The sequence below is a fragment of the Sphingomonas sp. genome, from assembly GCF_017304635.1.
Lineage (GTDB): Bacteria > Pseudomonadota > Alphaproteobacteria > Sphingomonadales > Sphingomonadaceae > Sphingomonas.
The window spans coordinates 187,385-209,950 of sequence record NZ_JAFKMA010000002.1 but is presented as its reverse complement, the minus strand read 5'-3'; the positions used below and the strand labels follow the sequence as shown (position 1 = coordinate 209,950).

The 22,566-nt window shown below is 67.7% G+C and carries 27 protein-coding genes; 15 read left to right on the top strand and 12 right to left on the bottom strand.

Features of this window, described 5'->3' with window-relative positions; all coding sequences use genetic code 11:
- Positions 1–81 precede the first annotated feature (81 nt).
- Positions 82–345 carry a DUF2171 domain-containing protein gene (locus J0I47_RS08110; protein ID WP_294046262.1) on the bottom strand — a complete coding sequence of 88 codons (264 nt, stop codon included), beginning with the start codon at positions 343–345 and terminating at the stop codon, positions 82–84.
- Between the two features lie 173 nt (positions 346–518).
- Between J0I47_RS08110 and J0I47_RS08105 the strand changes: the two genes are divergently transcribed.
- From J0I47_RS08105 to J0I47_RS08080, 6 genes are all read left to right on the top strand, one after another.
- A complete protein-coding gene (locus J0I47_RS08105; RefSeq protein ID WP_294046261.1) occupies positions 519–713 on the top strand; it encodes a hypothetical protein in 195 nt (64 codons plus the stop codon).
- Positions 710–898, top strand: a complete 189-nt coding sequence (locus J0I47_RS08100) for a hypothetical protein (protein ID WP_294046259.1) — start codon at positions 710–712, stop codon at positions 896–898. Before J0I47_RS08105 ends, J0I47_RS08100 begins: the two co-directional genes overlap by 4 nt.
- A gap of 17 nt (positions 899–915) precedes the next feature.
- On the top strand, positions 916–1,983 hold the full coding sequence (locus J0I47_RS08095; RefSeq protein WP_294046257.1) for a ribonucleotide-diphosphate reductase subunit beta: 1,068 nt from the start codon (positions 916–918) through the stop codon (positions 1,981–1,983).
- A gap of 179 nt (positions 1,984–2,162) precedes the next feature.
- Complete coding sequence (locus J0I47_RS08090) at positions 2,163–2,672, top strand: hypothetical protein (protein ID WP_294046256.1); 510 nt, start codon at positions 2,163–2,165, stop codon at positions 2,670–2,672.
- Positions 2,673–3,089: 417 nt separating this feature from the next.
- Positions 3,090–3,221, top strand: a complete 132-nt coding sequence (locus J0I47_RS08085; RefSeq protein WP_294046254.1) for a hypothetical protein — start codon at positions 3,090–3,092, stop codon at positions 3,219–3,221.
- A gap of 206 nt (positions 3,222–3,427) precedes the next feature.
- Complete coding sequence (locus J0I47_RS08080) at positions 3,428–3,943, top strand: CHRD domain-containing protein (protein WP_294046252.1); 516 nt, start codon at positions 3,428–3,430, stop codon at positions 3,941–3,943.
- Between the two features lie 22 nt (positions 3,944–3,965).
- Here J0I47_RS08080 and J0I47_RS08075 read toward each other — a convergent pair whose 3' ends face one another.
- The 5 genes from J0I47_RS08075 to J0I47_RS08055 form a co-directional block, all read right to left on the bottom strand.
- Complete coding sequence (locus J0I47_RS08075; RefSeq protein WP_294046250.1) at positions 3,966–4,640, bottom strand: hypothetical protein; 675 nt, start codon at positions 4,638–4,640, stop codon at positions 3,966–3,968.
- A 72-nt stretch (positions 4,641–4,712) separates the two neighbouring features.
- On the bottom strand, positions 4,713–5,120 hold the full coding sequence (locus J0I47_RS08070; protein ID WP_294046248.1) for a biopolymer transporter ExbD: 408 nt from the start codon (positions 5,118–5,120) through the stop codon (positions 4,713–4,715).
- 321 nt (positions 5,121–5,441) lie between these two features.
- Positions 5,442–6,032, bottom strand: coding sequence for a YdeI/OmpD-associated family protein (locus J0I47_RS08065; RefSeq protein ID WP_294046246.1), 591 nt, complete (start codon positions 6,030–6,032; stop codon positions 5,442–5,444).
- A 74-nt stretch (positions 6,033–6,106) separates the two neighbouring features.
- On the bottom strand, positions 6,107–6,436 hold the full coding sequence (locus tag J0I47_RS08060) for a DNA primase (protein WP_294046245.1): 330 nt from the start codon (positions 6,434–6,436) through the stop codon (positions 6,107–6,109).
- 85 nt (positions 6,437–6,521) lie between these two features.
- Positions 6,522–7,751, bottom strand: coding sequence for a multidrug effflux MFS transporter (locus J0I47_RS08055; RefSeq protein ID WP_294046243.1), 1,230 nt, complete (start codon positions 7,749–7,751; stop codon positions 6,522–6,524).
- A gap of 164 nt (positions 7,752–7,915) precedes the next feature.
- Here J0I47_RS08055 and J0I47_RS08050 point away from each other — a divergent pair, with 164 nt between their 5' ends.
- From J0I47_RS08050 to J0I47_RS08040, 3 genes are read left to right on the top strand one after another with little or no spacing between them, the layout of a single operon-like run.
- On the top strand, positions 7,916–8,869 hold the full coding sequence (locus J0I47_RS08050) for a 2-oxoglutarate and iron-dependent oxygenase domain-containing protein (protein WP_294046241.1): 954 nt from the start codon (positions 7,916–7,918) through the stop codon (positions 8,867–8,869).
- 47 nt (positions 8,870–8,916) lie between these two features.
- On the top strand, positions 8,917–9,282 hold the full coding sequence (locus J0I47_RS08045) for a hypothetical protein (RefSeq protein WP_294046239.1): 366 nt from the start codon (positions 8,917–8,919) through the stop codon (positions 9,280–9,282).
- A 42-nt stretch (positions 9,283–9,324) separates the two neighbouring features.
- Positions 9,325–10,614, top strand: a complete 1,290-nt coding sequence (locus tag J0I47_RS08040) for a homoserine dehydrogenase (protein WP_294046238.1) — start codon at positions 9,325–9,327, stop codon at positions 10,612–10,614.
- Between the two features lie 9 nt (positions 10,615–10,623).
- Here the strand turns inward: J0I47_RS08040 and J0I47_RS08035 are convergent, their stop codons facing one another.
- The 5 genes from J0I47_RS08035 to J0I47_RS08015 all read right to left on the bottom strand — a co-directional run bounded on the left by J0I47_RS08035 (position 10,624) and on the right by J0I47_RS08015 (position 13,287).
- Complete coding sequence (locus tag J0I47_RS08035) at positions 10,624–10,881, bottom strand: hypothetical protein (protein WP_294046236.1); 258 nt, start codon at positions 10,879–10,881, stop codon at positions 10,624–10,626.
- A gap of 76 nt (positions 10,882–10,957) precedes the next feature.
- Positions 10,958–11,392 carry a hypothetical protein gene (locus tag J0I47_RS08030; RefSeq protein WP_294046235.1) on the bottom strand — a complete coding sequence of 145 codons (435 nt, stop codon included), beginning with the start codon at positions 11,390–11,392 and terminating at the stop codon, positions 10,958–10,960.
- Entirely contained in the window at positions 11,389–11,739 is a 351-nt protein-coding gene (locus J0I47_RS08025) for a hypothetical protein (protein ID WP_294046234.1), read from the bottom strand. Before J0I47_RS08025 ends, J0I47_RS08030 begins: the two co-directional genes overlap by 4 nt.
- A 53-nt stretch (positions 11,740–11,792) precedes the next feature.
- The gene (locus tag J0I47_RS08020) at positions 11,793–12,224 is read right to left on the bottom strand and encodes a CoA-binding protein (protein ID WP_294046233.1); all 432 of its coding nucleotides are present in this window, start codon (positions 12,222–12,224) and stop codon (positions 11,793–11,795) included.
- 103 nt (positions 12,225–12,327) lie between these two features.
- The gene (locus J0I47_RS08015) at positions 12,328–13,287 is read right to left on the bottom strand and encodes an Mrp/NBP35 family ATP-binding protein (protein WP_294046231.1); all 960 of its coding nucleotides are present in this window, start codon (positions 13,285–13,287) and stop codon (positions 12,328–12,330) included.
- A 72-nt stretch (positions 13,288–13,359) separates the two neighbouring features.
- Here J0I47_RS08015 and J0I47_RS08010 point away from each other — a divergent pair, with 72 nt between their 5' ends.
- From J0I47_RS08010 to J0I47_RS07985, 6 genes are all read left to right on the top strand, one after another.
- Positions 13,360–14,472, top strand: a complete 1,113-nt coding sequence (locus tag J0I47_RS08010) for a protease modulator HflK (protein ID WP_294046229.1) — start codon at positions 13,360–13,362, stop codon at positions 14,470–14,472.
- The gene (locus tag J0I47_RS08005; RefSeq protein WP_294046227.1) at positions 14,472–15,347 is read left to right on the top strand and encodes a protease modulator HflC; all 876 of its coding nucleotides are present in this window, start codon (positions 14,472–14,474) and stop codon (positions 15,345–15,347) included. Before J0I47_RS08010 ends, J0I47_RS08005 begins: the two co-directional genes overlap by 1 nt.
- Before the next feature lie 121 nt (positions 15,348–15,468).
- A complete protein-coding gene (locus J0I47_RS08000; protein ID WP_294046225.1) occupies positions 15,469–16,980 on the top strand; it encodes a Do family serine endopeptidase in 1,512 nt (503 codons plus the stop codon).
- 110 nt (positions 16,981–17,090) lie between these two features.
- Positions 17,091–18,296 carry a M20 family metallopeptidase gene (locus J0I47_RS07995; RefSeq protein WP_294046223.1) on the top strand — a complete coding sequence of 402 codons (1,206 nt, stop codon included), beginning with the start codon at positions 17,091–17,093 and terminating at the stop codon, positions 18,294–18,296.
- Positions 18,297–18,410: 114 nt separating this feature from the next.
- On the top strand, positions 18,411–19,076 hold the full coding sequence (locus J0I47_RS07990; RefSeq protein WP_294046221.1) for a GNAT family N-acetyltransferase: 666 nt from the start codon (positions 18,411–18,413) through the stop codon (positions 19,074–19,076).
- A complete protein-coding gene (locus tag J0I47_RS07985) occupies positions 19,073–21,091 on the top strand; it encodes an oligopeptide transporter, OPT family (RefSeq protein ID WP_294046219.1) in 2,019 nt (672 codons plus the stop codon). Before J0I47_RS07990 ends, J0I47_RS07985 begins: the two co-directional genes overlap by 4 nt.
- 170 nt (positions 21,092–21,261) lie before the next feature.
- Here the strand turns inward: J0I47_RS07985 and J0I47_RS07980 are convergent, their stop codons facing one another.
- Positions 21,262–22,548: a glycoside hydrolase family 130 protein gene (locus J0I47_RS07980; RefSeq protein ID WP_294046217.1), complete on the bottom strand. Its 1,287-nt coding sequence runs from the start codon at positions 22,546–22,548 to the stop codon at positions 21,262–21,264.
- Positions 22,549–22,566 lie beyond the last annotated feature (18 nt).

The following is a 22,566-nucleotide window of genomic DNA, read 5'->3' as shown; positions in this document are numbered from 1 at the left end:
AACGAAACCCCGGACCGCGTTGCCGCGGCCGGGGTTCGCTCAGCCGTCGCGCGGCGTTGCCGCTCCGCGCGGGCCGAAGGCTTACGCCTCTTCTTCCTCGAATGTCACCGCGACGTCGGCATTGGCCGACAGCCGCACCTGGTCGCCTTCCACCCCGGCGACGAGCCCGCCCGAGATGAAGTGATGGTGCCCGGCATGCGCGCCCTGCCCTTCCTCGACGTCGGCGCCCGAATCCTGCTTGGTCAGCTTGATGCGGTCGCCCTCGACCTTGTCGACGGTGCCGACATGGACACCGTCGGCGCCGATGACTTCCATATGTTCCTTGATCTGACTGAGGTCGGCCATGCTGTCGCTCCTGAAAGGTTAACGGTTCCGGGGGCGAAACGCAGCGAACGGCGAGTGGTTTCATGGCGCGGGCGGAGGCGGATTTGCGCGAGCAAATCCGCCACTCGCCACGGCGGGCGGCAGGCCGGCGTAGCCGTCCTGTCCGACGGCGTGGCGCGTGCGAGGTGGGTGGCATGAGCCGCGCCCCGCTCATCATGTACGCGGTCGCGGCGGTGGTCGGCATCGCCGGCGCGGTGGTCGCGGGGCGGCCGGCGCGGAGCGAGGGCGCGGTCTATGCCCGGCGGATCGCGGCGACGATGCTGATCGTGCTGGCGCTGACGCTCGCTTTCTCGGCCTGGTCGATGGCGAACTGGGAGGCGGGGTCGTGATCGACATCCTCCGCATATTGCTGCCCGGTGGCGCCTTCGTCTTCCTCGGCTTTGTCCTGTGGTCGGTCGGGCGACGGGACGGGGATCGTCCCGCCGTCACGCGTACGCGTACGCGTCGCATCTACGCGATCATCATCATGCTGCTCGGCGTGCTGATGATCGCGCTCCATTTCTTTGACCGTTGAGTCTGAAAGGCTAACCCATGTCCCTTCTCGAAGCCCGCAAGCAGTACAAGCCGTTCGAATACCCCTGGGCGTTCGAATTCTGGAAGCGTCAGCAGCAGCTCCACTGGTTGCCGGAGGAAGTGCCGCTGGGCGAGGATTGCCGCGACTGGGCGCAGAAGCTCTCCGACCACGAGCGCAACCTGCTGACCCAGATCTTCCGCTTCTTCACCCAGGCCGATGTCGAGGTGCAGGATTGCTACCACGACAAATACGGCCGCGTGTTCAAGCCGACCGAGATCAAGATGATGCTGACCGCGTTCAGCAACATGGAGACGGTCCACATCGCCGCGTACAGCCACCTGCTCGACACGATCGGCATGCCGGAGAGCGAATACGGCGCCTTCCTCGAATATGCCGAGCTGAAGGACAAGCACGACTACCTGCAGCAGTTCGGCGTCGACAACGACCAGGACATCGCGCGCACGCTCGCCATGTTCGGCGGCTTTACCGAGGGGCTGCAACTGTTCGCGTCGTTTGCGATGCTGATGAACTTCCCGCGCTTCAACAAGATGAAGGGCATGGGCCAGATCGTGTCGTGGTCGGTCCGCGACGAGACGCTGCATTGCGAGGGGATCACGCGGCTGTTCCACACCTTCTGCAAGGAGCGCAACTGCCTGACCAAGGCGGTGAAGGACGACATCGCCGACGTGTGCCAGACGACCGTCCGGCTGGAGGACAATTTCATCGACCTGGCGTTCGAGATGGGGCCGGTCAACGGCATGAGCCCGAAGGAGATCAAGAAGTACATCCGCTACATCGCCGACTGGCGGCTGGGGCAGCTCGGGATGAAGCCGATCTACATGATCGACGAACACCCCCTGCCCTGGCTCAGCCCGCTGCTGAACGGCGTCGAGCACGCCAACTTCTTCGAACAGCGCGCGACCGAATATTCGAAGGCCGCGACCAAGGGCCAGTGGAACGAAGTGTGGGACTCGTTCGACAAGCGCCAGAAGGCGAAGGCGGGCAAGGCCGCGAACGAGGATGCGGGCGAGGGCGAAGCGAGCGAGGGAGATATGTTCGCTAAGGCTGGGATTGCGGCGGAGTAAGTCGCGCCGGGCGCGGGATTAGCGCAAGCTAATCCCCGCCAAGAGGCGCGACCAGCCGGCGGCGCCGCCAGCGCCGACCGACGACGCGGGATTTACTCCCGCGGCGTTGATCCATTTTGAACTAATTCTTCAGCTTGATATTATTGTGATGTCCATACAGTCTTCGCTTAGAGGGTTCTATGGCAATCGAGATTAAATTTACGGGCTTAGAAGCGCGACGTCACCACGTAGAGGCTAACGATGGTCTGGAATCACTAGCCGGCCTTGCTCACGCAGCAACTTTAGTAGCTCACTATGCCGTCACCGGCGTTGTCAGGCAGCGCCAGCCATACGACGATCGGCTACGTCTGTTTTTTCAGGAAACCCGTCCTGGGAGTCTAGACGTAATTCTGACAGTAGGAGGTGTACTGGCTTCCGGCGCCGCTGGAAATCTGTTTTACGACATTCTTAAAGCAACTTGGAAGCGGGCAACCGGAAGTGGCAGCAAAGGCGATCTTGTAGTTGGAGACCACATATTCCGCGACGGCGATTTAGAGGCACTCGCGGAAGCCACATCCCCATCATTGTTGCGTGGCCATTCTTGGATTGACCATCCAGAACAGAATATTTCTATAAAAACTGGAAAGCAGCTTCTTGTTGATTTTAACAAAAAAACAAAAGCCTATCTCAGGGAGGAGGTTTTTGAATAAGGAACCAGTAAGCAAGATGTATCTGTTGCCGCTCTAAACGCTAATTCAAAATATGGTAGAGTGTTTTTCCTAGACCTCGGACGAACAATTCCATTTAGAGTAGATAAGGGAGCAACAGGTAGAACGGTGCCTAATCTATCCCGTTATTTAACTCAATATATTGAAAACACTGGGCCACAGTGAATATACTATTTAAAAAGATTATGTATGAGGATGGGCGCCTTAAGCGAATAATTATATACGACTGCTACGGAATTGAGGGATTAACTTAGGCGTAGACCGAATCCGCGCCTTCGGCCGAGTTCGGCATTGCCGACCCGCCGGCAGCGCTTTGGGTTCGGCGCAGCCAATCGCGGATTGGCTATCGCTAATCCGCTGCCCGAAGCCTGACCCCGCTCCCAACCAAGGAGCATCGTCATGGCAACCAGGCTCGCCGCGCCGCGCGACATCAATCCGGCCGATCCCGCGCAACGCGCCGATTATCGCCCCGTCCCGATCGTCCGCCGCCACGACGGCTTCACCGCCGATCGCCGATCGTTTTCCTACTGACCCGACCCCAGCTATATATTTCCGACATGCCGCCGCGCCCTCGCCCCTGTCCCCTATGCCGCGTCGGCCTCCCCGGCCGTTGCAACCCGCTACTCCCGTCAAGTTTGTCAAGTTTGGCCCCGCGCGCCAATCGAGCGACATCGTGGACGTCAGTATACTTCGGCGCTTCATCCTGCAGTCAGCCACGACCCCCTAGCCAGCGCCGCATGACCCCACGCCTCGTCCTCGCTGGCCTTGCGCCGCTCGTCGCGCTCTCCGCTTCGCCGCTGGCCGCCAAGACCTACACCTTCCGCGCCGTGCTCGGCGGGACGGCGGGGCCGACGCTGACCAACTCGCCCGCCGGCGGCCGCGCGACGGTGCGCGTCGATACGTCGAGCCGGCGCGTGTCGATCGAGGCCGACGTGTCCGGCATCGCGCCCGACCAGTTGAGCAAGGCGTGGATCGCAAAGCCGATCGGCCCGGTGACGCTCAACGATTGCCGCGGGCCGGACGATTGCGACGCCGCGATCGGGGCGCCGTCCGGGGCGAGCTATCGCGCGACGCGCGGCGGGTTCCAGCTGGCGGCGCGCAACCTCGATTTCGCCGCGCAGGTGAAGGCGATGAACGCGCCGCTCGATTTCGAGGGGCTGGTCAACGGCCTGCGCGCGGGGCGGATCGTCGTGGTGGTGCATACCGAGCGCTTCGCCGACGGCGAGATCAGCGGGCGCACGCGGGAGGATTGACGGCGCGCGGCGGGCGCGGCCGTCAGCTCTTGCCGGGCGCCGGCTTCAGGTCGATCGACTCGATCCGCCACGCTTTCTGCTCGGCCGTCGCGCCGTCGATGTCGCCGGCGCGGTGGAGCACGACGGTGCCGCGCCAATAGGCCGGGCTGCCGTCGCTGCGCCGGGCGTAGACCTGTACCGGCACGCTGACGTAGCGCTGGCCGGCGCCGGCATCGATGCGGCCCGGCGCGCCGACATTGGCGTGGTATTTGCGGAAGCGCCCGAACTCGGCGGCGAAGCCATCGGCGGACTGGCCGCTCGCCGAACCCTGGCCGCGCCACAGCGCCCAGGCCTGGCGGTACTTCTTCTCGCTGATCAGCGCATAATAGGTCTGGACGACGTTTGCCGCGCCCTGCGCACTGTCGGGGGTAAACGGCGCTTCCGACACCGGCGTGCGGTCGTCTGGCAGGCCGCCGGGCTGGCCGGGATCGGCCGGCGCGAGCGGCACCTCGTGGCGCGGGGTGGCGGACGGGGACGGCGCGGGCGTCCGGCGCTGCGCGGTCTGCGCGGCATAATCGTCGACATTCGCCTGCCCACGTTCGGCGGCGGCGTTGAGGTCGGTCGCGGTGTTGGTGGTCGCCGCCGGCGGGGCACAGCCGCCGATCAGCGACGCGACGGCGATGGCGGATATGGCAGCGGCGGCGAGCGAAGGACGCAAGATGGCTCTCGAATCGGTGGGGGTTGGCGCGATGAACGCCTCGCCCGCCGCCCCGTTCCCTCGGCGTCCGGTTCAGAACGTGCCGGCGAACCGCGCATTGTCGGCGAAGCCCAGCCGCGTGACCCCGGCCCGCTTCACCGCGCCGAGCACGCGATCGACCGCTTCGTAACGCGCGCCGGCATCGGCATCGAGCGTCAGCATGCCGCCGGGCTCGTCGGCGATCGCGGCGAGCCGCGCGGGCAAGGCGCTTGCGGCGATGGCCCCGCCGTCGAGCGTCAGCGCGCCCGATGGCCCGATCGCGAGGAGGTGGCGTTGCTGCGGCAACGGCGTGGCCGGCTGGCTCGTCGGCAGGTCGATCGCGACCGTGTGAGTCATCGCCGGAATGGTCATGATGAACATGATGAGGAGGACGAGCAGGACGTCGATCAGCGGCGTGATGTTGATCGCGGCCATCGGTTCAGGGGCGGGACGAGCGGACATCGGCATCCTCCTATTGCGATATGAGATAACATGCCATTTCTGCGGCCGGTCTGCAAGCGACGTGCCGGGTGACGGTTACGCGCGGGTCGGGCGTGGCGATCGCGTCGACGTCGGCGTGCACTTTGCCGGGGTCGAGAATCCAACAAACGGGCTGGTCTGACCGCGCTGCGCACATTTTCATCCCGTTTTCGGGCTATCGCGCCAACTTCCGACACTTGCCGGTGCCTACCGCCTCACGGCCGCCCGGCGACCCGCCGGACCCGGCGAGGAGCCGGCTCGGTCGATGCCCTCGTCCGCGCAACCTTCGCCACTTTCCGCGCATCAGCAGCCGGCATATCGCCAGTTGTGCCGCTTCCCCTCGCGCAGCTGGGCGATGGTCTGCGCGACCCGGGCGCGAGTGTCGTCACGCTTGGCGTCGCCGACCCACTCGCAATATTCGCAGCGGCAACCGGGCGGAAATCCCTGCCAGGTCGCGGTCGCCAGCGCGTCCTGCGCCAGCGCCTCGGCCAAAGCCGGCGGCACCGCCGCCTCGGGCTTGGCGGCACGCGCCGCGCGCTTCGGCACCGTCCCGCCGTCGATCGCGGCGACGGCCTCCCTCAGCATGGCCGCGATCACCGCGTCCGCGGGCAGGTCGGCGAGCGACGTCAGCCGGCCGAACTGCCCCATCCCCTCGCCTTCCTGCCCGGTCGGCATCGCCTGCCGGTTCCAGAAGCCGAAGCCCGCATGCTGCTTGAACGCCGCCATGTTGGCGACCGGCCGCCCGCGATACAGGAAGGCCGGCATCGACCATTTGATCGCTTCCTCGATCGCCGGCACGGTCGCATGGACGAGGTCGCGCAGGTGGATCAGGATCGGGCGCGCGAACGCCGCCTTGCCGGCGATATAGGCATCGACCCGCGCATCCCTCGGCATGGCAATCCCCCCACGATCCAGGCCGTCAGCCTAGGCTGCGAAGGGATGCCTCGCAATCACCGGTACCGGCGCCCTCAGGGGTTGAGCGCCTCGTCGTCGGCGTCGGTCAGTTCGTCGTTCCCGACGCTGTCGTCGTCGAGTTCGTCCTGCACCTCGTCCTCGTCGATCGCGGTCGCGGTCTGGCCGGCGTCGTCGTCTTCCTCGCCGACATCGTCGCCGTTCATCGTGACGTCGTCATTTTCGGGATCGTCGCCTAGATCGGGTTGCAGGTCGGTGATGAGGTTGCCGTCGGTCGGGCCGTCGCGCGTCGCCTCCAGGATTTCGGCGCGCTGGCTCTCGTCATAGCCTTCCTCGTCGTAACCGTCGTCGCCCGTGCCGTGGCTGTGCACTTGATAACCGCCCATCCTCGTCTCTCCTGATTGACGTGTCACCCGAGCGAACGGCGATCGGCGGCGCTAGGTTCCGCGCCGTGCGACGAAGCGTCGAAAGTCAGGTCGGACGGTAGAGCCGCCCACGCTCGACGATCGCCGCCAGCGTCAGCGCGACGACGCCCGCGGTCAGGAAGGTCAGGTGCAGCGGCAGCGTCGTGCCGTCGAACGCGCGCCCGACCAGCCCGCCGATGATCGCGCCGCCGGTCGTGACGAAGAACCCTTGCAGGCTCGACGCCGTCCCCGCGATCGCCCCCATATGCTCCATCGCCATCGCCGAGCAGTTCGAGGCGGCGAGCCCGAAGCACATCAGCGTCACCGCCTGCGTCACTACGAACAGCGGCAGCGTTTCGAGACCCGTCTTCTCGATCGTCAGGCTGATCGCGGCGACCACGATCAAGACGGTCATCGCCCAATGCGAGATGCGCCGCATCCCCAACCACATCACGATGCGGGAATTGAGGAGGTTGCCGACCATCATCGTGCCGGCGCACGCGGCGAACACGATCCCCAGCCGCTGCGGCTGGTGGAACACGTCGGCAACGATCGGCTGGATGCTGGTGATATAGCCGAACAGCGCGCCTTGCAGCCCGACCACCGCCGCCGAATAGCCGACCGACTGGCGATCGCGCAGCGTGAAGCGCCAGTTCGCGGCCAATCGCCGCCACTCGAGCGGCACGCGCCGCTCACGCGGCAGCGTCTCCGGCATGCGGAGGGCGAACCATGCCGCGATCAGCGTGCTGACCAGCGCGATGCCGTTGAAGATCAGCCGCCACGACCCGATCAGCAGCACGCCCTGCCCGATCGACGGCGCGATGATCGGGAAGACCATGAAGGTCATCACCGCCAGGCTGCTCACCCTGGCCATCGCCCGGCCCGAATAACAGTCGCGGATCAGCGCGATCGTCACCACCCGCGTCGCCGCGATCGACACGCCGGCGAACACGCGCGCGAGCAGCAGCAGGTGAAAGCTGCCCGCCGCCGCGCACAGCACGTTCATCAGCACGTAGCCGGCCAGCGCGCCGATCAGCACCGGCCGCCGCCCATAGCGATCGGCGAGCGGGCCATAGAACAATTGCGCCGCCCCGAACGACCCAGAATAGATCGCGATGACGATCGGCAGGTCCTGCGCCGCCGCGTTGAGGTCGCGGCCGATGTCGGGCAGCGCGGGCAGCATCGCGTCGGTGCCGAGCGCCCCGACCGCCATCAACGCCGCGATCAGCGCGACGAACTCGACGAAGCGGATCGGCGCGGTGTCGGTGCTCGACGAAGCAGGCGCGGGCGACGGCATGGCGCCTCCAATGCCCGAGCGGCCCCGATCGGTCACCCCCGCTGCCGAAATTTCCGCTGCCCGACTTTCGCGCGGTGGCGATCCCGCATGTCGCGTCGGGGTGGTGCGAACCCCGGCAAGGGTCTATCCAGCGGCGATACATGCTTCAGATATCGGACGAACCCATGCTCGACACGCCTTCCGCCCAGGTCCCCACGCTCAGCCTCGCCGACGAGGCGCGCGACCCGGACGCCTTCGCCGCCGCGTTCGGCGGATCGTTCGAACGCTTCGGCTTCGCGGTGATCGCCGATCATGGCATCCCGCAGGACCTGATCGATCGCGCCTGGTCGCTGACCGAGCAGTTCTTCGCGCTGCCGGTCGAGGAGAAGCAGGGCTATTACGACAAGGCGCTCGGCGGCCAGCGCGGCTACACGCCGTTCAAGACCGAGATCGCCAAGGACGCCAAACACGTCGACCTCAAGGAATTCTGGCACGTCGGCCGCGACTTGCCGGCGGGGCATCCGGCTGCGGCGACGATGATGCCCAATGTCTGGCCGACGCGGCCGGTCGCATTCCAGCAGGCGCTGACCGATCTGTGGAATGCGTTCGACAGCGCGGGGCTGCGCCTGTTGTCGGCAATCGCGCGGCACTTGAAGCTCGATCCGCGCTATTTCGATACCGTCGTCGATCACGGCAATTCGATCCTGCGGCTGCTCCATTATCCGCCGATCCCGGCCGATGCCGAGGGTGTCCGGGCGGGCGCGCACGAGGACATCAACCTCATCACCTTGCTGCTGGGCGCCGAAGAAGCCGGGCTCGAACTGCTCGACCGCGACGGCCAATGGCTGGCGATCCGGCCGCCGGAGGGTGCATTGGTGGTCAATGTCGGCGACATGCTGCAACGCCTGACCAACCACGTCCTGCCCTCGACCACACACCGCGTCGTCAACCCGCCGCCCGAACGGCGCGGCTTCTCGCGCTATTCGATGCCGTTCTTCCTCCATCCGAACCCCGAGTTCGTGATCGAGACGCTGCCCGGCACGATCACGGCGGACAATCCGAACCATTATCCGACCCCGATCACGGCGCACGACTATCTCCACGAACGGCTCGTCGAAATCGGGCTGGTGAAAGCCTGAGCGGCGGGGTAAACCGCGCGACGGACCGGTTTGGGTCGGAGGGGGCGATGAAGACGACCTTGTTCGCGGTGGCGGCGGCAACCTGCCTGTTCGGCGCATCGGCGTTCGCGACGCCGGCGCTCGACCTGCAATCCGACCAGTTCGCGTCGCACGGACCTGCGCTCGGCCAGCGCGACGACCTGATGCGGCAATGGGCCGGGGTCGGTCGCTGCGTCGTCGGGCACGACCGCACCACCAGCGTCGCGTTCGTCCGCGCGCCGGCCGGATCCGACGATGCCAGCGCCGCCGCGCGCCGGCTCGACCCGGTGTTTGCCAGCTGTCTCGCCGGATCGCGCGTCCCGGGCCCGTCGAGCGTCGTGCTGCGCCGGGCGGCGGTCGCGAAAGCGCTGGGGTTCGCCGCCACGTCGATCTGAGGCGGTGGACTTTTGCGTGAGCGTCGTTACGCGCTCGTGCCGATGACCGACCAACCCCTTCGTGTAGCGCTTGCCGGGCTCGGCACCGTGGGCGCCGGCGTGATCCGCCTGCTCGATACCAACGGCGAGCTGATCGCGCGGCGCGCCGGGCGTCCGATCGAGATCGTCGCGGTGTCCGCGCGCGACCGGACGAAGGATCGCGGCGTCGATATCGGCCGTTTCGCCTGGGTCGACGATACCGGATCGCTGGCCGGCCGCGACGATGCCGACGTCGTGGTCGAGCTGATCGGCGGCGCCGACGGCCCGGCACTGGCGCTCGCCCGCGCGACGCTGGCGGCGGGCAAGAGCCTGGTCACCGCCAACAAGGCGATGATCGCGCATCACGGATTCGAGCTGGCGACGGCGGCGGAAGGCGGTGACCTGGCGCTGAAGTTCGAGGCCGCCGTGGCGGGCGGCGTGCCGGTCATCAAGGGTTTGCGCGAAGGCGCCGCCGCCAACCGGCTCGACCGCGTCTACGGCATCCTCAACGGCACCTGCAATTTCATCCTGAGCAAGATGGAGGCGGAAGGGCGCGACTTCGCCGACGTGCTGGCCGAAGCGCAGGCGCTGGGCTTTGCCGAGGCCGATCCGTCGTTCGACATCGACGGCGTCGACGCCGCGCACAAGCTCGCGATCCTCGCCAGCCTGGCGTTCGGGACGGCCCCGGCCTTCGAAGCTGTCGCGACCGGGGGCATCCGCCCGATCTTGGCCGCCGACATCGCCGAGGCCGCCGCGATGGGCTATCGCGTGCGCCTGCTCGGCGTGGCGGAGGCCGGCGCCAGCGGCCTGTTCCAGCGAGTCCACCCGCACCTCGTCCCGGCCGACCATCCGCTCGCGCACGTGACCGGCGCGATCAACGCGGTGGTGGCGGAGGGCAATTTCGTCGGTCGGCTGTTGTTCCAGGGTGCCGGGGCGGGCGACGGCCCGACCGCCAGCGCGGTGGTCGCCGACCTGATCGACATCGCGCGCGGCGAGTTCGGCCCGCCCTACGCGATGCCCGCCGCCAGCCTGTCGCAGCTCGACCCCGCCGACAGCGGCGATCGCCGCGGGCGGGCATATCTGCGCTTCATGGTCGCCGATCGCGTCGGCGTTCTGGCGGAGATCGCCGCGGCGATGCGCGATGCCGGCGTGTCGATCGAGCGGCTGATGCAGCGCGGCGCCAACCCGGACGGCAGCGTGCTCGTCGCGATCGTCACGCATGAGGGGCCGGAGTGCGCGGTCGCCCATGCGCTCGAGAAGCTGCGCGGATCGTCGAGCCTTGCCGGCGACCCGCTATGGATGCACATCCTCTAGGGTCTGTACTCAATAATCCGCTCGCCAGATGCGGCGGCCGTCCGTCGTGCAGAGCTTCGCGCCGACGACGTTGCACTTGGTGCCGTCGTCGGCGAGCGCGCGATATTTGAACGACGGCGTGTCGTCGCTTGCCGCCTGGATGCGATAGCGGCGCGCGCAGGCCGCGTTGCATTTGCGCGGGCCGGGAGCGGCGCTGCGCGCGGGCGGAAGGCTGTAGTTGAACGTCGCGGCGGCGCCGACCATCGCGGCCAAAAGTGGAGAAAGCATCGGCCAAGACCCTGTTTTGTCCCCGCTTTCGCCTCAACGCACATGGCGCGAAGCGGTTGCGTGGATCGGGGCCGAACTACGGGTCGATCCGACCTTTCGGCGGATTGTCGTCGCTCAGGTCGATCGGCACGCGGCCGGTCTTGTCGGGCTTCTTGGCAAAGGCACGCTTGGCCAGGTCCGCCGCGCCTTTCAGGATCGGCATGACCGGCGGCCCGAAGCCGACGATACAGCTGCGGCTGATCGGGCACGGCGTTCCCTGCGCCGCCAACGCGCCGCTGCCGGTCTGGAAGCGATTGGACGGGGTCGGACCGTCGGGCACGATATCGGCCGCGTTGGGCACGGTCTGCGACGGCAGCGGGTTGCCGCAGACGATGACGTCCTGCCCGTTAGCATCCTTGCCCGGACGACGCGTGCACGGCTCGTCGGTAACGGGAACGAGGATCGAGAATTTCTCCGGCACCGGCGGCGTCGCGGTCGTCGCGGACTGGAGGAGGAGCGCGAACAGGATCATGGCGCGAGCGGCCGTCGCTCGCCGAGCAGCTTGACGCCGCTCGCGGTACTGACACCGATACCGGCCTTGCCGCAGCCGACGAGGAAGGTCGACTTCTCCCGGCAATTGTTGGTCCGCGCGAGCAGGCGCTCACGCTCGGACATCACCGGCTCGTTGCGGGGATCGCTGAGGTCGAGCTCGACCAGCGGCACCCGCCAGCGATCGGCGTCGCGTCGTTGGCAGACCACGACATCGTCGGCATGGCCGTGCGGGCATTCGATCGTCGCGCGCGTCAGCGCCCGGTAATGCGCCATGGCGGTATCGACGTCCGCCGCCGCCTGCCATCCCATCGCCATCAACCAGAGCATTCCCGTCTCCGTCGCCGACGCCCGACGTGACACCCGAATGCGGCATTTTCGCGTCAGTCGGTGATGCGCGGCACGCCGAGGCGCGGAATGTCGATCGCCGGACAGCGGTCCATCACCACCGTCAGCCCGGCCGCCTCGGCGCGCGCCGCCGCTTCGTGATTGATGACGCCCAATTGCATCCACACCGCTTTCGCCCCCGCCGCGATCGCGGCATCGACCGCCTCGCCCGCGGCTTGCGGCCGGCGGAAGATATCGACGATGTCGACGGCCAAGCCGATCTGGTCGAGGTCGCGATAGACGAACTCGCCGTGGAGATGCTCGCCGGTGATCTGCGGGTTGACCGGAATCACGCGATAGCCGTGCCGCTGCAACATCGCCATCACGCCGTAGCTCGGGCGGTCTGGGCGGTCGGATGCGCCGACCATCGCGATGGTTCGGGCGCTGGCCAGGAGGTCGCGAATATCGGCATCGGCGGTCAGGGGCATATCAATCTCCACGTCTCACCCGTGCTCCTGCGAAAGCAGGAGTCCAGAGCCAAGGGCGATAGCGCCGGTAACCCTGGGCTCCTGCTTTCGCAGGAGCACGGAGTTACCTGCCGGCGGTAAGCCACGCCGCGACCTTGCCCGCAATCTCCCCGAACGCCGCCGCCTCGGGCGCGTTCCCCGCGGCGGGCGGGGTGCCGGCATCCGACGCCGCGCGGATCGCCATCGCCAGCGGCACGCGGCCGAGGAACGGCACGCCGAGTTCCGCCGCCGCCGCTTCCGCCCCGCCCTGCCCGAACGGATCGGACACTTCGCCGCAATGCGGGCAGGCATAGCCCGCCATGTTCTCGACCAGCCCGATCACCGGCACCCCGGCCTTGGCGAACAGGTCGATCGCGCGGCGGGCATCGATCAGCGCCAGGTCCTGCGGCGTCGAGACGATCACCGCCCCCGCCGGCTTGTATTTCTGGATCATCGTCAGCTGTACGTCGCCAGTGCCCGGCGGCATGTCGACCACCAGCGTGTCGGCGGCACCCCAGTCGCCCTCGATCAATTGCCCGAGCGCGCTCGCCGCCATCGGCCCGCGCCAGGCGATCGCCTGGCCCGGTGCGACCAGTTGCCCCATCGACAGGATCGGCACGCCGTGCGGGGTCGCGACCGGGATCATCGTCTTGTCACGCGCCTGCGGCTTCGATCCCTCGACCCCCATCAACGTCGGCTGCGAGGGACCGTAAATGTCGGCATCGACCAGCCCCACCGTGCGCCCGCCCTTCGCCAGCGCGACGGCCAGGTTGGCGGCGACGGTCGACTTGCCGACGCCACCCTTGCCGCTCGCCACCGCGATCAGCCGGCGGCCGACCCGTTCGCTGGTCATCGCGACGCGCGCTTCGGCGATGCCGGGTTCGGCCAGCGCCGCCGCGCGCACCTGGTCGGCCAGCGCATCGCGCGCGGTCGCGTCCAGGCCGGTCACGTCGAGAATCACGCTGATCCGCGCGCCCTCGCGCCGCGCCGTCGCCCGGCCACCCGACACTGCGGCAAGCCGCTTCTCGATCGTCCCTTCGCTCATCGTTGCGCCAGATAGAGACGCCGCGTCCGCTTGCCACTGTTTTTCCGCCGACGCGTACCTATAAGGGCTCGCATGACGACCTCTCGCGCCGGGTGGCGCCTTCCCCCGTTCCTGATGGCCAAGCCGAACAGCCCCTGGGGCGGCGGCGGTGACGACGGGGGCAGCGACAAGCCCGGCGACGATGCCGCCGGCCCGCGCAATCCGTGGGAGCAACCACCGGGAGCGCCGCGCGGCCGCCCGGCCCGGCCGACCTCGCTCGACGAGTTCCTGCGCCGCACGCGGGGCGGCGGCGGTGGCGGCGGCAAGGGGTTCGGCACCGGCTTCCGCTTCCCCGGCGGTGGCAATGCCCGCGCATTGTGGCTGGCGGCGGTCGGCGCGCTGGTCGGATTGTGGATTATCCTGACCAGCGTTCACGTGATCGGCCCGCAGGAACAGGGCGTCGTTACCTATTTCGGCCGCTATTCGGGTACGCTGCAACCGGGCTGGAGCTTCACCGCGCCCGCCCCGATCGCGGCCGTTCGCGTGATCGACGTCAATTCGATCCGCAACTTCAACTTCCCCGAAAACGGCGGCCCCAACCTGGTGCTGACCGGCGACCAGTATCTGGTCGACCTGGGCTACACGGTGCGCTGGCGGATCGTCGATCCGCAGCAATATGTATTCGAGCTCAAGAACCCGGACGAGACGGTCAAGGCCGCGGCGGAAAGCGCGATCCGCGCGGTCGTTGCCAACACCTCGCTCGACGAAGTGATCGGCCGCGGCAAGGGCGCGATCGAGACTCAGGTCACCGCCGCGATGCAGAAGATCCTCGACGATTACCAGTCTGGCATCAGCATCGTCGGGGTCGCGCTCAACAACGCCAGCGCGCCGAGCCAGGCGATGGAGGCGTTCAAGCAAGTCTCCGTCGCGCAGCAGGAATATCAGTCGAACATCACCCAGGCGCAATTGTGGGCACAACAGGTGGTCGCGGTCGCGCAGGGCGAAGCGCAGGCGTTCAACCTGGTCTACGCGCAATACAAGGTCGCGCCCGACGTGACGCGCCGCCGCATGTATTACGAGACGATGGAACAGATCCTGCAAAACACGAACAAGACCATCGTCGAGCCGCGCGGCATATCGCCGTTGCTCCCGTTGGTGCCGGGCGGCATCAAGGCGCCCGATGCGTCGCAGGGGGGAGCCCGCTGATGGCCTGGCTTCGCAATCCCGTGTCGCTCGCCGTGTTCGGGCTGATCGCGCTGATCCTGATCGCGAGCAGCGTGTCGATCGTGCCGGAAACGCGGCAGGGCGTCATCGTCCGGCTCGAAAAGCCGATCCTGACCGTCAACAGCTACCAGCCGGGCCAGCCACTCGGCAGCAGCGGCACCGGGCTGCTGTTCCGCATGCCGTTCTTCGACCGCATCGTGTGGCTCGACAAGCGCGTGCTCGACGTCGATCTCGACAATCTGTCGGTGCTGTCGACCGATCAGCGCCCGCTCGAGGTCGACGCCTATGCGCGCTTCCGCATCGTCAATCCGGTTCGCGCGCTTCAGGCGGTCGGCCTGTCGTCGGGGGCGGAGGAGCGCGTCACCAGCGCGTTGCAACAATTGTTCGGCTCGGCGCTGCGCAACGAACTCGGCAAGCGCGACTTCGGCGTGCTGCTCAGCCCCGAGCGCGGCGAGCTGATGGACGACATCCAGAAGCGGTTGCAGCAGATCGCCGCGCCCTATGGCGTCGAGATCGTCGACGTCCGCATCAAGCACGCCGACCTGCCCAACGGCACGCCGTTGCTGTCCGCGATCGAGCGGATGAAGAATGCGCGGTTGCAGCAAGCCAACGTCATCCGCGCGAACGGGCAGAAGGAAGCGTCGATCATCCGCGCGCAGGCGCAGGCGCAGGCGGCGAAGATCTACGCCGACGCGTTCAACCAGGATCCGGCCTTCTACGATTTCTACCGCGCGATGCAGTCGTACAAGACCACCTTCCTGCCCGACGGCAACGGCAAGGCCCCGGCGGGATCGACCAACCTGATCCTGACCCCCGACAATTCGTACCTGAAGGAATTCGAGAACGGCGGGCGCTGACGCGGACGGCGATGAACGGTCGCAACGACTTGCAATCCGTTCATATTCAATCGCCGTTCAGCCTCGAAAGGCCACATCCCGCCGCGACCGACGCTTCGTCGAGACGAGAGGAACGATCATAGTGCGCTACGCCTACGCCATCACCACTGCCATGCTCCTCGGCGGCGCCGCCACATCGCTGGCGCTGCAACTGCCCGCCAATGCCCAGACCGCGCAGAACGAGCCCGGCGCGATCGCCGCCGCCGCCCCCCGCGCCGGCGCGCCGATGAGTTTCGCCGACATGGTCGCCAAGTTGCAGCCGGCGGTCGTCAACATCTCGACCAAGCAGAAGGTGCAGATCAGCCAGCAGGACAATCCGCTCAGCCAGCTGTTCGGTGGCGGCGACGACAATTCGGCCCCGATCACGCGCGAGGGGCAGAGCCTGGGATCGGGCTTCGTCATTTCGCCCGACGGGTACATCGTCACCAACGCCCACGTCATCACCGCGGCCAATCGCGGCAAGGTCGAATCGATCACCGTCACGTTGTTCAACCGCAAGGAATATACCGCGCGGGTGATCGGCTCCGACACGTCGTCGGACCTCGCGCTGTTGAAGGTCGACGCGACCAACCTGCCGTTCGTGAAGTTCGGCGACTCCTCGCGTGCGCGCGTCGGCGACTGGGTGATCGCGATCGGCGAGCCGTTCGGGCTGGGCGGCACCGTGACCGCCGGCATCATCTCCGCGCTGAACCGCGTGACCGGCGCCGGCGCCTATGACCGCTTCATCCAGACCGACGCCGCGATCAACAAGGGCAATTCGGGCGGCCCGATGTTCGACATGAACGGCAACGTCATCGGCATCAACTCGCAGATCTATTCGCCGTCGGAAGGCTCGGTCGGCATCGGCTTCGCGATCCCCGCGGAGGCGGCCAAGCCGATCATCGAGACGATGATGAAGGGCGGCAAGATCCAGCGCGGCTATCTCGGCGTCAGCCGCCAGCCGGTCGATGACGACATCGCCTCCTCGCTCGGCATCCCCAAGGATCGCGGCGAGATCATCGGCAAGGTCGAGCCCGGCCAGGCCGCCGACAAGGCCGGTGTGAAGCAGGGCGACGTGGTGGTCGCCGTCAACGGCCAGGAAGTGAATTCGCAGCAGAATCTGTCGTACCTCGTCGCCAACATGGCGCCGGGCTCGATCGCGCGGCTCGACGTCATCCGCGACGGCAAGCCGCTGCGTCTGAACGTCACGGTCGGCACGCGGCCGAGTGAAGAGGAGCTGGCCGGGCTCGTCCCCGGTGGCGGCGGTGGCGACGATGGCGACAACACGCCCGACACGCCGGGCGTACGCGCGGCGAGCGATCTGCTCGGCGTCCAGGTCACCCCGCTGACGCCGGGCATCGCCAACAATCTCGGCATCCAGCCCGGCAGCATCAGCGGTGTGGTCGTGCTCGGCGTCGACCAGTCGAGCGACGCCGGCAGCAAGCTGCAACGCGGCGACATCATCTCCGCGGTCAATCGCGCGCCGGTCGCGACGCCCGCGCAGTTCGATGCGCAGATCAAGGCGGCCAAGGCGGCGGGCCGGCCGTCGGTCCTGCTGTACGTGACGCGCGTGCGCCAGGGCAGCATCTACGTGCCGATCAAGTTCAAGAACTGACGATCGTCGCGGCTTCTCCCGGCGTCGTAAAAGCGCCGGGAGAAGCCGCGCGTCGGGTTGTTCCGGCGCGGATCCCGGCGTAGCCTTTGTGTAACACAAAGGATAACGCGATGAACGACTTCACCACCGACTGGACTGCCGCCGGCGAGGCCGAGCTTGCCGATATCGTCGCGCTGCGCCGCGCGATCCATGCCGATCCGGAAATCGGCAACCAATGTCCTCGCACTACCGCGAAGCTGCGCGCCGCGCTCGAGGGATTGCCGCTCGAAATCCACACCTCCACCTCGACCACCGGCTTCGTCGCGATCCTGCGCGGGGGCGGCGACAACGGCCGCACCGTGCTGCTGCGCGGCGACATGGACGCGCTGCCGATGCCGGAAGAGACCGGGCTCGACTTCGCCAGCCAGGTGCCGAACGCGATGCATGCCTGCGGCCACGATTCGCATTGCTCGATGCTGGTCGGCGCCGCTCGCGCCCTGTGCGCGCGCAAGGACAAGCTGCCCGGCACGATCGTCTTCATGTTCCAGCCCGGCGAGGAAGGGCATCACGGCGCGCGCTTCATGATCGAGGACGGCCTGCTCGATATCGAGCGGCCCGACGCCGCGTTCGCGCTGCATATCGACCCGAACACGCGCGCAGGCGGCATCCGCACGCGGCCCGGGCCGCTGCTCGCCTCGACCGACGCGCTGAACTTCACGATAAAGGGTGCCGGTGGCCATGCGGCGATGCCGCACGACTGCCTCGACCCGATCCCGGTCGCGGCGGAGATCGTGACCGCGCTGTCGACCTTCATCGCGCGCCAGATTCCGGCGACCGACCCGGCGGTGCTGTCGATCACCAGGATCGAGGCGGGCTCCGCCTACAATATCGTGCCGTCCGAGGTGAAGATGATCGGCACGCTGCGCACGCTGAGCGCGGCCACGCGCGAGAAGGCGCGCGCCGGGCTGACGCGCGTCGCCGAACATGTCGCGCTGGCCCACGGCCTGACCGCCGAGGTGCGGATCGACGAGGGCTATCCGGTGACGATGTGCGACCCGCGCGCGGTCGACTTGCTGCACGAGGTGTCGGAGGCGGTCGAGCCCGACCAGTGGCTGCCGATGGCGACGCCGATCATGGGCGGCGAGGATTTCAGCTACGTGCTGCGCGAAGTGCCCGGCGCGATGGCGTTCATCGGCGTGGCGCCCGACGGCTCCGACCCCGCGACCAACCCGCCGCTCCACAACACGCGGATGACGATCGAGGAATCGGTCATGGCCAAGGGCGTCGCGATGCACTGCGCGTTCGCCGAGCGGTTCCTGGAGAACGGGTTCGGTTGAGTCCGCCACGCCGTCAGAACTTTACCGTCACGCCGGACTTGATCCGGGGTCCCGCTTCCAACGCTCGCAGCGGGAACAAGCGGGATGTCGGATCACATCCGGCGTGACGAAATAATGGCCGCCGATCGTGATCTGATCGCGCGCTGGGCGCAGGCATGGGCGATCTCGCGGGGGGTGGCACCGCCCGAGCCGCGCGACGGCGGGCTCTACATCCATGTCGGGAGCGACGAGCAGGTCGGGCGGTACATCTTCGCCGACCTCGACGCGGCCGCGATCCGCCATCTCGCGGCGCGGATCGACGTGCCGCTGCTCAACCTCAAGGTCTGCGCGCCGGCCGATGCCGTCCGCCCGCTCCTGCCGCCGGGCTGGGAGATCGCGACGCCCGGCTATATGATGACCGCGCCGGTCGCCGCGATGCTGGATCGACCCGCCACGCCGCCGCCCGGCTTTACGCTCACGGTCCGCGAGGAAGACGGGATCGTCTTCGCAACCATTGCCGATCCGACCGGCGAGGAAGCCGCGCGCGGACGCATCGTGCCGATGCCGGGCCTGGTCGTGTTCGACCGCATCCGCACGGCCGATGTGCATCAGCGGCGCGGGTTCGGCTCGATCGTCATGCGGGCGTTGGCGAGCGAGGCGGCGGCGCGCGGCATCGCCGACGCGATGCTGTGCGCGACACCGGCGGGACGCGCGCTATACGAAACGCTCGGCTGGTCGCTGCACAGCGACTACACCACGGCCTCGCTTGCCCCGGCAAACTGTGCCACGGTTCGGGCATGAGCAACGCCAGCGCCGCCGCCTCCACTCGCCCGATCGCCGAACTGACGCTGCGCGGCGTCGCGCTCGGCGGACTCATCACCCTGCTGTTCACGGCGGCGAACGTCTATCTGGGCCTCAAGGTCGGGTTGACCTTCGCGACGTCGATCCCGGCGGCGGTGATCTCGATGGCGATCCTGCGCTTCTTCAAGGATTCGTCGATCCTGGAGAACAACATCGTTCAGACGATCGCGAGCGCGGCCGGGACGCTGGCAGCGATCATCTTCGTGCTGCCCGGCCTCATCATCATTGGCTGGTGGCAGGGTTTCCCGTTCTGGACGACGGCGGGGATCACCGCGACCGGCGGCATATTGGGCGTGATGTTCTCGGTCCCGCTGCGGCGCGCGCTGGTGGTGGGCGGCGACCTGCCTTACCCGGAGGGCCGCGCCGCCGCCGAAGTGCTCGCGATCGGCGCCGAGAGCCGGCAGGGCGCAGCGGAAAGCGCGGCGGGCCTGCGCGTGCTCGTGCTCGGCAGCGTCGCATCGGCCGGGTTCGCGATCCTGACCCAGCTGAAGCTCGCCGCCGCGGAGATCATGCGCTGGTTCAAGGTCGGCGCGGGCGTCAGCGGGGTCGGCGGCGGACTGTCGTTCGCGCTGCTCGGCGTCGGGCATCTGGTCGGGCTGTCGGTCGGCGTCGCGCAATTGGTCGGGCTCATCACCGCCTATGTCATCCTGTTGCCGCTGCTTACCTGGGGCGGCGCCGGCGACGCCGCGGCGCTGGGCGCGAGCGTGTTCAAACAGGATATTCGTTTCTTCGGTGCCGGCGTGATCGGCGTGGCGGCGATCTGGACCCTGCTCAAGATCGCCGCGCCGGTGATCGGCGGCATCCGCTCGGCGATGGCGGCGAGCCGCGCGCGCGGACGCGGCCAGGTGCTCGACCTGACCGAGCGCGACTTGCCGATCGGGATCGTCGCGGGCGGATCGCTCGCGATCCTGGCCCCGACCGCCTGGCTGTTGTGGAGCACGATCGCAGGCGGGCCGCTGGCCGCGTCGGCGGCGCTGCTGATCGCCGGCGCGATCGTGTTCATCGTCGTCATCGGGCTGATGATCGCGGCGGTCACCGGATACATGGCCGGGCTGATCGGCGCGTCCAATTCGCCGGTGTCGGGGATCGGCATCCTGTCGGTGCTGGCTTCGTCGCTGATGCTGGTCGGGCTGTTCGGACGCGACCAGCCGGCGGGGACGATCCAGGCCTTGGTCGCCTATGCGCTGATCGTGACGGGGATCGTGTTCGGCGTCGCGACGATCGCCAACGACAACCTCCAGGATTTGAAGACCGGCCAGTTGGTCGGCGCGACACCGTGGAAGCAGCAGGTCGCGCTGGTCATCGGCGTCGTGTTCGGGTCACTCGTCGTGCCACCGGTGCTGCAAGTGCTGCGCGACACCGCCGGGTTCGCGGGGATGCCGGGCGCCGGGCCGAACGCGCTCGCCGCACCGCAGGCCAACCTGATCTCGTCGCTCGCGACCGGGGTATTGGGCGGCGGGCTCAATGCGCGGATGCTGTTCTGGGGGGCGGTCGCCGGATTGTTCTTCATCGCGATGGACGAGACGCTGGGCGTGCTCAAGCGCCTCCGCCTGCCGCCGCTCGCGGTCGGAATCGGCGTCTATCTCGGCATGGCGACGATCCTGCCGGTGTCGATCGGCGCGATCCTAGGCTGGCTGTACGACAAATGGGCCGACAAGCGCGGTCACGGCGCCGAGTTCGCGCGCCGGATGGGCGTACTGATCGCGACCGGCATGATCGTCGGGGAGAGCCTGTGGGGCGTCGCCTTCGCCGGCATCGTCTACGGCACCGGCAAGGACACGCCGCTCGCGTTGCCGTTCATCGGCGACGGGTTCGAGAGCTGGGAGCTGGTGATCGGGCTGGTGTTGTTCGTCGGGCTGACGTGGTGGCTGTACGCCGCGACGCGTGGGACGGTCGAGCGGACGCCGGTCGCACCTGAGGGACCTAGCGACGACAGCGTCGCGACCTATCGGTAGGGCATAGGCTTCCCCGTTTGACCCCACCCCGGCGAAGGCCGGGGCCCAGTTGGGAAAAATCGAGCGCAACGCATATCACGATCGTCCCCCATCTGGGCCCCGGCCTTCGCCGGGGTGGAGGTAAAATCGGAAGCCATCGGCGTCACGCCCGCCGACGCGCAGCCCACCCGCTACGCCATCGACTCCAGCAGACCCTTGATCGGCACGAACGCGAACGCGACCGAGCTGTCGGCGACGCCGTACGGCAGGAACAGGCAATCGCCGTGGCGGATCGCGCCGCACGAATAGACCACGTTGGGCACATATCCCTCGCGGTCCTGGTCCGCCGCAGCCAGGATCGGGTGGACGCTGCGCCCCAGCACCTTCGACGGATCGTCCTTGTCGAGCAGCGCCGCGCCGATCGAATATTTGCGCATCGCCCCGACGCCGTGCGTCAGCAGCAGCCAGCCCTCGTCCAGCTCGATCGGCGGGCCGCAATTGCCGATCTGGACCAGTTCCCACGGATAATGCGGCTGGAGGATGCGAACCCCCTCCTCCCAGTGCGTCAGGCGGTCGGAATCGAGCAGGAACAGGTTCTCGCCATCCTGCCGCCCGATCGCGAGATAGCGGTCGCCGACCTTGCGCGGGAACAGCGCGATCCCCTTGTTGCGCGCGGCCGGTCCCGTCATCGGGATCAGGTCGAACCCGCGAAAATCGGTCGTGCGCAGCAGTTCCGATTGAATCTGCGACCCGTTATACGCCGTGTAGGTGCCGAGCCATTCGACCGAGCCGTCGTCATGGTGGAACTGAACGAGGCGGAGGTCCTCCAACCCCTTCGACTGCGCGGCGGTGATTGGGAAGATCACCGTACCCGACAGCGTGGAGTCGCGATGGCGGTGGACCGTCACCGGCCCCTCCGGCACCTCGGCCTCGTCCGGCCCGCGCATGTCGGCGGCGGTGGCGAATGGCGGCTCGGGCGCGAGCTTCAGCTCGTTATTGGCGGTGATGATGCCTTCGCGGAACGCGACCGACGAGATGTGCCCCTCGCCGACCGCGCGTAGCGACATCAGGATCCGCATCGACCCCTTGGGCATGCCCGACTGGTCGTAATGCGGCACCGCGCTGGGATTCATCAGCGCGGCGGCGGCGTAGCTGTATTCGTGACAGAAATAGGCGCCGATCAACTGGCGCTTCTCGTCCCCGATGTCGCGCCCGTCGAGCGCCATCATCTGCTCGATCTCGTCGTAGCGCGTCATGAACACGCGACGCGTCTGCCAGTGGCGCGCCTCGAAGTCCTTGAGCACGACCTCGAGCTCCTCGCGCGTTTCCTGCGGGCTCAGTTCAAGGACTTCGCCGACCAGCCGCTCGGTGCGGCCGGACGAGGCGCCCCCCGGCGCCCAGCCGATATGGAACGGACGGACCACGACACGCGAAGGATCGGCATGCAACCGCAAGCGGTGCGTAACAATATCGAGCAACGAGCTAACCCCGCCGGT